Source organism: Alcanivorax sp. (assembly GCF_014762765.1).
Classification (GTDB): Bacteria; Pseudomonadota; Gammaproteobacteria; order Pseudomonadales; family Alcanivoracaceae; genus Alcanivorax.
Genome location: NZ_JABURH010000108.1, coordinates 28881 through 37436, shown reverse-complemented (window position 1 = coordinate 37436; position 8556 = coordinate 28881). Strand labels below are relative to the sequence as shown.

The 8556-nt window shown below is 59.8% G+C and carries 11 protein-coding genes; 10 read left to right on the top strand and 1 reads right to left on the bottom strand.

The annotated features are described in order from the left end of the window. The 5 genes from HUJ17_RS06635 to trmB form a co-directional block, all read left to right on the top strand. A partial coding sequence (locus HUJ17_RS06635; RefSeq protein ID WP_290509951.1) for a sigma-70 family RNA polymerase sigma factor occupies nt 1–504 on the top strand: 504 nt, incomplete at its 5' end. A 344-nt stretch (nt 505–848) separates the two neighbouring features. After that, nucleotides 849–1217, top strand: a complete 369-nt coding sequence (locus HUJ17_RS06630; RefSeq protein ID WP_290509950.1) for a DUF423 domain-containing protein — start codon at nt 849–851, stop codon at nt 1215–1217. An 8-nt stretch (nt 1218–1225) separates the two neighbouring features. Further along, nucleotides 1226–1423, top strand: coding sequence for a sulfur carrier protein ThiS (gene thiS, locus HUJ17_RS06625; protein WP_290509949.1), 198 nt, complete (start codon nt 1226–1228; stop codon nt 1421–1423). A gap of 53 nt (nt 1424–1476) precedes the next feature. Next, nucleotides 1477–2256, top strand: a complete 780-nt coding sequence (locus HUJ17_RS06620; RefSeq protein WP_290509948.1) for a thiazole synthase — start codon at nt 1477–1479, stop codon at nt 2254–2256. A 165-nt stretch (nt 2257–2421) separates the two neighbouring features. Then, entirely contained in the window at nt 2422–3138 is a 717-nt protein-coding gene (gene trmB, locus HUJ17_RS06615; RefSeq protein WP_290509947.1) for a tRNA (guanosine(46)-N7)-methyltransferase TrmB, read from the top strand. Nucleotides 3139–3301: 163 nt separating this feature from the next. Here trmB and HUJ17_RS06610 read toward each other — a convergent pair whose 3' ends face one another. Then, a complete protein-coding gene (locus HUJ17_RS06610) occupies nt 3302–4603 on the bottom strand; it encodes an MFS transporter (protein ID WP_290509946.1) in 1302 nt (433 codons plus the stop codon). A gap of 90 nt (nt 4604–4693) precedes the next feature. Here HUJ17_RS06610 and HUJ17_RS06605 point away from each other — a divergent pair, with 90 nt between their 5' ends. From HUJ17_RS06605 to HUJ17_RS06585, 5 genes are all read left to right on the top strand, one after another. Next, complete coding sequence (locus HUJ17_RS06605; protein ID WP_290509945.1) at nt 4694–5209, top strand: hypothetical protein; 516 nt, start codon at nt 4694–4696, stop codon at nt 5207–5209. A 99-nt stretch (nt 5210–5308) separates the two neighbouring features. Next, nucleotides 5309–6490: a homoserine O-acetyltransferase gene (locus tag HUJ17_RS06600; protein WP_290509944.1), complete on the top strand. Its 1182-nt coding sequence runs from the start codon at nt 5309–5311 to the stop codon at nt 6488–6490. Further along, nucleotides 6483–7073, top strand: a complete 591-nt coding sequence (metW, locus tag HUJ17_RS06595) for a methionine biosynthesis protein MetW (RefSeq protein ID WP_290509943.1) — start codon at nt 6483–6485, stop codon at nt 7071–7073. The genes HUJ17_RS06600 and metW overlap by 8 nt, the downstream gene beginning before the upstream one ends. A 176-nt stretch (nt 7074–7249) precedes the next feature. Then, entirely contained in the window at nt 7250–7837 is a 588-nt protein-coding gene (rdgB, locus tag HUJ17_RS06590) for an RdgB/HAM1 family non-canonical purine NTP pyrophosphatase (RefSeq protein ID WP_290509942.1), read from the top strand. 64 nt (nt 7838–7901) lie between these two features. Beyond that, nucleotides 7902–8556 (top strand): hypothetical protein (locus tag HUJ17_RS06585; RefSeq protein ID WP_290509941.1); only part of this gene is annotated, 655 nt, incomplete at its 3' end.

Here is an 8556-nt window from a genome sequence, read left to right as displayed (position 1 = left end):
GTGATCAAGAACTGGCGCATCGTCAAAGTGGCCACCACCAAGGCCCAGCGCAAACTGTTCTTCAACCTGCGCGGCCAGAAGAAGCGTCTGGGTCGTCTGAGCATGGAAGAAGCCCAGCGGGTGGCGGATGATCTGGGCGTTACCGCTGCCCAGGTAAAAGAAATGGAAGGGCGCCTGGGTGCCTATGACGCCAGCTTCGACGGCCCCACTAATGATGACGAGGACAGCACCGTGGTGTCCCCGGCCGCCTACCTGCACAGCGATAACAGCGATCCGGCGGATCTGCTGGCCGAGCAGGATCAGCAGGAACGGGAAAGCCGCCAGCTGGGCTCTGCCCTGATGGCACTGGACGAACGCAGCCGCGACATTCTCGAGCGTCGCTGGCTGGCCGATCAGAAGTCTACCCTGCAGGACCTGGCCAACGAGTATGGCGTGTCCGCCGAGCGTATCCGCCAACTGGAAAACAACGCCATCAAGAAGCTGCGCAACGCCATCGCGGCATAACCACGCAGCAAGTCACATGCAAGGCCCCTTCCGAGGGGCTTTTTTGTGTTTCATCAGCCTGGCGCGAAAGCGCCGCCTGACGCCTCTTTCCTGTCCCACCTGGGGGTAGGAGCGTCGATGGCGGCGCGATTACAGACCACGATCAAAATCACTTTCACCACAGAGAGCACAGAGTACTCAGAGAAAACCCGGCCTTTTCCTCCGTGTTCTCTGTGCCCTCTGTGGTAAATCCGTCTTTTCAGTTCCGGTTCGCACCGCCAGCGACGCTCCTACGGCGACGAAATTCCGGTACACTACGCAACCCGAGGCGGCACCTTTCTACGGCCGCCACTGCGGAGCAATGCATGAAAATTCTGCTCGTACTCGGCGCCCTGAACGGCGCATTGGCCGTTATCCTTGGTGCCTTCGGCGCTCACGGCCTGAAATCCCGCGTGGACGAATCCATGCTTGCCGTGTGGTCCACCGCCAGCGAATACCATTTCTACCATGCCCTGGCCATGCTGCTGTGCGGCCTGCTGGCCAAGGCGTTTGGCGCCAGCGGAATGGTCACCGCTGGTTGGGTGTTGTTTGCCGGCACCCTGGTTTTCAGTGGTAGCCTGTATGTACTGGTGCTCAGCGGTCACAAATGGCTCGGCGCCATTACCCCGCTGGGCGGCACCGCACTGATCATCGGCTGGCTGATGCTGGCCTGGTCCCTGTTCAAGGCAGTTTGATCTCTATCATGAAGCTTACCGTCAACGGCGATACCCTGACTCTCGATGGCACCACCATCGCGGATCTGGTCACCCAGCTGAATCTGGCCGGCCGCCGCCTGGCGGTGGAAGTGAACCGGGACATCGTTCCGAAAAGTCAGCATGGCAATTTCACCCTGAGCGATGGCGATGTGGTGGAAATCGTCCATGCCATCGGCGGTGGCTAATTACCATCCGGACCCTATTTATTACGCAGTAACCTGAACCGAGGCGAGGCCCCATGTCCGACCTGCTCACGATTGCCGGTAACACCTATTCTTCCCGACTGCTGATCGGCACCGGCAAGTACAAGGATTTCGACGAAACCCGCGAGGCCATCGAAACCAGTGGCGCAGAGATCGTCACCGTCGCCATTCGCCGTACCAACATCGGCCAGAACGCCGACGAGCCCAACCTGCTGGACTTCATCAGCCCGGACAAATACACCATCCTGCCCAACACCGCCGGCTGCTTCTCCGCCGAGGATGCGGTGCGCTGCTGCAAGCTGGCGCGGGAGCTGCTGGACGGCCATGATCTGGTGAAGCTGGAAGTGCTGGGTGACCAGAAAACCCTGTACCCGAACATTACCCACACCCTGCGAGCGGCCCGGGAACTGATCGATGACGGCTTCAAGGTGATGGTCTATACCAACGACGATCCGATTGTGGCCAAGGAACTGGAAGATATGGGCTGCGTGGCAGTCATGCCGCTGGGGTCACTGATCGGATCCGGGCTTGGCATTCTCAACCCGCACAATATCCGCCTGATCCTGGAAGAGGCGAACGTACCCATCATCGTGGATGCGGGTGTCGGCACGGCCTCCGACGCCGCCCTGGCCATGGAAATGGGCTGTGATGGTGTGCTGCTCAACTCCGCCGTGGCCCATGCCCAGAAGCCGGTGTTGATGGCCTCCGCCATGAGAAAAGCGATTGAAGCAGGGCGCGAGGCTTTCCTGGCCGGGCGCATGCCCCGAAAAGCCTATGCGTCTGCCTCTTCCCCCCTGGACGGAATCAGTCGATAAAAAAAAGGCGCCGATCTTGGGGGAGAGTCGGCGCCGGGGTAATGGGGTTTTCAATACCATGACTTGCAGGATGATAATCCCCCTCCTGCCATCAAGGTGACGTGAACCCCACCCTCTCGCGGTTTTTGCTACAATCGTCTCCCGCCCAACTCACCTGGCAGCCCCATGCTCGACTTCATCAAACAGGATAAAGATCCGGAAACCGGCAAGGTTATGCGCAAAGTGCGCAGCTTTGTGTTGCGCGAGGGCCGACTGACCGCCGGACAGCGCAATGCACTGGACAACCTCTGGCCGCGATTTGGCCTGGAACGGGCCGATGGGGTGCTGGACCCGCAGGCCGTCTTCGGTCGCGACGCCCCTCGAGTGCTGGAAATCGGCTACGGCATGGGTCACTCCCTGGCGGACATGGCACAGGCCGACCCGGACAAGGATTTTATCGGTATCGAAGTGCATCGCCCGGGCGTAGGGGCGCTGCTGATGGAAATCCAGCAGCGCGGGCTGAGTAACCTGCGCAGTTATTGTGACGACGCGGTGGAGATTCTCGAGTTGTGCATTCCGGATAACAGCCTGGCCCGGGTACAACTCTATTTCCCCGATCCCTGGCACAAGAAAAAGCACCACAAGCGCCGTATCGTCCAGCCCGCCTGGGTGGCCCTGGTGCACCGCAAGCTGCAACCCGGCGGCGTGCTGCACATGGCCACGGATTGGGAGAATTATTCCGAATACATGATGGAGGTGATGAACGGCGCCGAAGGATTCACCAACACCGCCGGTGCAGGACAATTCTCACCACGACCGTCATGGCGCCCGGAAACGAAATTTGAACGGCGTGGGGAAAAACTGGGGCACGGGGTCTGGGATTTGTTGTTTGAGAAGGGCTGAGCTGCAAGCGACAAGCCTCAAGCTACAAGGCGCGAGCCAGGCCATTCCGAACGGAAACGCTCTGCCCGCGATCCCAACGGATTTTCCGCGCGGAGCCGTATGTTGCCGGGTTGGCAGCGGACCGACTCTCGCGTTGCAGCTTGTAACTTGAAGCTTGCCTTCCTCAAACCTCCTTCAGCGACAATGCACTGAACACCCCCACCGCCCCCATTCCTCCCAGCACCAGCAAGGCCCAGTCATTCCCCAACAGCGCCACCCCGGCACTGATGCCACCCACTGCCAACAACAGAACGCCGATAACGGTATTACTGACGGCGGTATAGTCCGTGCGTTTGGTGCCTCCGGCCATGTCCACCATATAGGTCTTGCGGCCGATACGAACGCCGGCATGGGCGATAGCGAGCACAAAGAAGGCCAATGGGTACAGCCAGTGGAGCCAATCCGCCTGCGGCCCCCAGGCGGCAAGTCCACCGGCCAGCAGACAGACCACCGCCGCCAGCCCCCCACCCCGCACCATCACATTGCGGCTGGAGGTATCAGCCATATAGCCCCAGACCGTGGCGCTGACGGTACTGGCCAGACTGGAGGCGAGAACAAAGCTGCCCAGCAGCAGCGGAAGGGAGGCCTGCTCCTGGGCCACCAGCACCAGGAACGGTGAGGCCAGCGACGAGGCCATCAGCAAGGCGCGGGTGATCACAAAGCGGCGGAAAGGGGCATCGGTTTTCAGCAAGCCAAGACTGGCCAGCGCTTCCTTGAAGGCGTTGTTGCCGCCTTCGCTGGCCCCCGGATACTCATCGACGGTAAAGAACACGCCAGCAGCCACCAACCAGGCCACCCCTGCTGACGCTAACAACGCGCCATAGAACGCCATGGACGGGTCCTCCCCACCGCGGAAGATCGCCAGTGACAGCGCAAACGTGATGGCCCCCGACAGCGTGGCGGACAACCCGGTAAGGCGACCACGGCGAGACTTGGGGATGCATTTCCCCTGCACATCCTTCATGGCCACTGAGCAGAAGCCGCGGCTGATACTGAACAGCACCAACAAACCGATAATCGTCAGACCTGCCTGCATTCCCTCCAGTAACCAGACCGCTGCAGCCATTGCCAGCACGGCAATCCCCTGCAGCGCCGCCCCCAGGGTCCAGAAGCCCTTGCGTATCGGGTAGCGACGCACCAGAGCCCCGATCATCAACTGGGGGATCAGCGAACCGGATTCCCGAATGGGCACCAGTAACGCCGCCAGGTAAGACGGCGCCCCTACCGCAGTGATCAGCCAGGCCAGCACGGTTTTCGGGTTGATCAACAGATCGCCGATCTTGGTCAGGGTGTTGGCGCTAATGATACGAAAGAAATTCCCGGGCACCTCCCGACAGGCGGCATCACTGATGTCCGTGCAGGTACGAGCGTCTTCCTCGTTGGCCACCTGAGCGTAGAGGCGGTCGAGAAAATCCTGTTTTGCCATGCTTCACCCCACATTGATTACTTTTTGACCCGACCCTCACTGTGGCAGGCTTAGCGTGAACCCAACATATAACGATGGAGGGTAAGACGCATGTATCGGGTTTACTATCTCGTCCCCAACCTGCAACAGGTTCGCAACGCAGTCACCCGCCTGGATACCGCCGGGATCGGTGGCGATCGCATTCATGTAATGGCCCGGGATGCTGGCGAGCTGGATCGCCACGGCATCAATGCCACCACCCCCTGGGAAGACACCGACATCATGAGCAACGGCTACAGCGGTGCCACTCGCGGTCTGCTGATCGGCCTGATTGCCGGTTACGCCATTGCCTTTATTGACCCTTGGGGCGTGGACGCCCACCTTGGCGTATGGCTGCTCACCGCCCTGTTCTTCACCTGCTTCGGCGCCTGGGCCGGTGGTCTGCGCGGCATTTCCCATGCCAATCATCATCTGTCTCCGTACCTGCAATCGGTGAAGAACGGCAATTACCTGATCCTCATCGATGTGGACCGCAAACATGAGCGTAATCGCGTCCATCAGGCGCTGGACCATCACATCGAGATTCGCAATCAGGGTGAAGAGGAGCATTTCTCACCCCTCGCGTGAACAGAGAAGGAGGAATTACCCAGCCTGTCGCCCGGTCGCCGATTGCACGGCCACCGGGCGGGCTTTAGACTTTGCGGCATCCTTTGCAAGCGAGTCATCATGCCGCAACAGATCCCCGACGACGCTCCATGGTCTGCTGAAGACTCTGTAGGTCTGGTCGAGCCCAAAACGCTCCAGTTTGACACTGCTCTCGAACTGGAATGCGGCCGTACCCTGACGTCCTACGAGCTGGTCTACGAGACCTACGGCACCCTCAACAGCAACGCCTCCAATGCGGTGCTGATCTGCCATGCCCTGTCCGGCCATCACCATGCCGCCGGCTATACCAGCAAGAGCGACAAGCGACCCGGCTGGTGGGATGCCTGCATCGGCCCCGGCAAGGTGATCGATACCAATCGTTTTTTCGTGGTCAGCCTGAATAATCTGGGTGGCTGTCACGGCTCCACCGGCCCCGCATCCATCAACCCGCAAAGCGGTCAACCCTGGGGGCCGGATTTTCCCATGATGACGGTGAAGGACTGGGTGAACAGTCAGGCCAGGCTGGCGGATGTGCTGGGCATTTCCCGCTGGGCCGCGGTCATCGGCGGCAGCATGGGCGGCATGCAGGCATTGCAGTGGTCCATCGACTATCCAGACCGGCTCAGCCATGCGGTGGTCATTGCGGCGGCACCGAAACTGTCTGCCCAAAATATTGCCTTCAATGAAGTGGCACGCCAGTCGATTCTTACCGATCCCAACTTCCACGGCGGGCGTTATTACCTGCACGACACCTACCCCCGCCAGGGCCTGATCCTGGCGCGTATGGTCGGCCACATCACTTACCTGAGCGACGACGCCATGCGCATGAAGTTCGGCCGCGACCTGCGTGCCGGGCGCTTTCATTTCGGTTTCGACGTGGAATTCCAGGTGGAATCCTACCTGCGCCATCAGGGTGAAGTGTTCTCGCGTAATTTCGACGCCAATACCTACCTGCTGATGACCAAGGCGCTGGATTATTTCGACCCGGCCCGGGAGTTCGATAATTCTCTGGAAACCGCCCTGGCAAAACCGGAGTGCAAATTCCTGGTCATGTCGTTCACTTCCGATTGGCGTTTTGCGCCGGAGCGCAGCCGGGAAATCGTCAATGGCCTGGTCCATGCCGGCCGTGATGTGAGCTACGCGGAAATCGATACGCCCAAAGGTCACGACGCCTTCCTGCTGGATATTCCCGAATACACCAAACTGTTCGGCGCCTATATGCACAGGGTCGCCAACGAAGTGGAGGCAGGTAGCCATGCGTGATGACCTGCAACTGATCAGTGACTGGATCCCCGCTGACGCCAGCCTGCTTGACCTGGGCTGTGGTGACGGCACCTTGTTGGCCCACCTGCAGCAACACAAGCAGATCCGTGGCTACGGTCTTGAAATCAATCAGGACAATCTGGCCGCCTGCTTTGAAAAAGGGGTCAACGTGCTGGAGCAGGATCTGGACGAAGGGCTGGGCAACTTCCAGAACCATCGCTTCGATTATGTAGTGATGACCCAGGCCCTGCAGGCGGTACTGCGCCCGGACCAGATCCTCAATGAAATGCTGCGAGTGGGGCGCGAGGCGATTATTACCTTCCCCAACTTCGGTCACTGGCGGGTACGCGCCTACCTGGGCCTGAAGGGGCGCATGCCGGTTTCTTCCGCCCTGCCCTACGAGTGGTACAACACCCCCAACATCCACCTGTGCACCGTGCAGGATTTCGAAACCCATTGCCGCAAGAGCAGCATCCGCATCCTGGAACGCCAAGTGATCAACCGCCGCCACCACAGCGGCCTGCTGGCACGGCTCTGGCCCAATCTGTTCGGAGAAATTGCGATTTATCGGGTGACCGTATAAAGCAGCTGCCAGCAACAAGCTTCAAGCTGCAACGCGATTGCAGGTTCTTTTTTGGTTGAACCTCGAGCCGCGCCCAAATTCTCGGCGCGGCTTCTGTATTACAAAACAGACAAAAACCGGGTTCGCGTTGCAGCTTGCAGCTTGAAGCTCGCCGCTAACGACGTCAGGAGTTTTTCATGGAAAAAATCGTTCTCGCCTCCGGCAACGCCAAAAAACTCGCCGAAATGCAGCGCCTGCTGGAGCCGCTGAATATCGAGGTGGTGGCTCAAAGTGAATTTTCCGTGCCGGAAGCGGATGAAACCGGTACCACCTTTGTGGAAAACGCCATCATCAAGGCCCGCAATGCCAGCAAATATACCGGTCTGCCCGCCATCGCCGATGACTCAGGGATTGAAGTAGAAGCGCTGAACGGTGCCCCCGGGGTGTTTTCGGCGCGATTTTCCGGGGTCGGCGCCACCGACGCCAAGAACAATGCCCTGCTGGTTGAGATGCTGGCCGATGCGCCGGACGTCTCCCGCAATGCGCGCTATGTGGCCGTGATCGTACTGATGCGCCACGAGGACGACGCCACGCCGCTGATCTGCCAGGGCACCTGGGACGGGGAAATCGTACTGGAGCCCCATGGAGACCAGGGGTTCGGCTATGACCCGCACTTCTTCGTGAGAGAAAAGAACTGCACCGCCGCCCAGTTGCCGCCGGAAGAGAAAAACGCGCTCAGCCACCGGGGCAAAGCCATGGCCCAGCTGATCCAGGCCCTGCAGTAAGACCTTCACCCGTATATCGCGCCTACCTGCTAGCATGTTATTCACATACAGCAGGGATGCCATTATGAGAAAACCGCAGCTTGCCGTTGCCAGCACACTGGCACTGGTGACTTCATTTTCCCAAGGTAGCGGCCTGGAAGGCACCTTCCAGTCACAGTGGCAGAGCCGCTATGTAACCGAGGGCCGGGACAACCTGGACAGCAATCCTCTAGTGTCCGCTGGCGTTGATCTGACTCATCAGGAAGTCACTTTTGGAGTCTGGCAGGCTTGGGCCAACGGCAGCGATTATCGGGAAAACAATCTCTTCGTCGAATACGCTCCCTTCTTTGAGCACTGGACCCCCTACCTCAACGTCACCTACCTGCAGTTTCATCCACAAGGGGCAGACGATGTGGAAACCGGCGCCGGATTTTCCGTACCGCTGCAACCCTGGCTGTCCCTGTCACTGGATGGCACCTGGAGCAAGCAGGCTGACGGGGCTTTCTATGCGCTGACGCTACACAGCCAGCGAGAGCTGTTTACCGACTGGACCGGCAAGCTGTATATCACCCAGACCTACGATGACGGTTACGCCAGTGAGAACTACAACGGTCCGAACCACAGGGAAGTGGGAGCACAGCTGCTCTGGGAGCTTCGCCCGGCACTGGAACTGCACGCCGGCTGGCAACACAGCCGGGCCGGGGAAGACGTGCGCCGGGACGGGGGCGATGACCTGAGCT

Bases quoted from the DNA above. Each gene is read 5' to 3' on its own strand.
- HUJ17_RS06630 (WP_290509950.1), top strand. From the start codon at position 849: ATGAAAATTCTGCTCGTACTCGGCGCCCTGAACGGCGCATTGGCCGTT.
- thiS (WP_290509949.1), top strand. From the start codon at position 1,226: ATGAAGCTTACCGTCAACGGCGATACCCTGACTCTCGATGGCACCACC.
- HUJ17_RS06620 (WP_290509948.1), top strand. From the start codon at position 1,477: ATGTCCGACCTGCTCACGATTGCCGGTAACACCTATTCTTCCCGACTG.
- trmB (WP_290509947.1), top strand. From the start codon at position 2,422: ATGCTCGACTTCATCAAACAGGATAAAGATCCGGAAACCGGCAAGGTT.
- HUJ17_RS06610 (WP_290509946.1), bottom strand. From the start codon at position 4,603: ATGGCAAAACAGGATTTTCTCGACCGCCTCTACGCTCAGGTGGCCAAC.
- HUJ17_RS06605 (WP_290509945.1), top strand. From the start codon at position 4,694: ATGTATCGGGTTTACTATCTCGTCCCCAACCTGCAACAGGTTCGCAAC.
- HUJ17_RS06600 (WP_290509944.1), top strand. From the start codon at position 5,309: ATGCCGCAACAGATCCCCGACGACGCTCCATGGTCTGCTGAAGACTCT.
- metW (WP_290509943.1), top strand. From the start codon at position 6,483: ATGCGTGATGACCTGCAACTGATCAGTGACTGGATCCCCGCTGACGCC.
- rdgB (WP_290509942.1), top strand. From the start codon at position 7,250: ATGGAAAAAATCGTTCTCGCCTCCGGCAACGCCAAAAAACTCGCCGAA.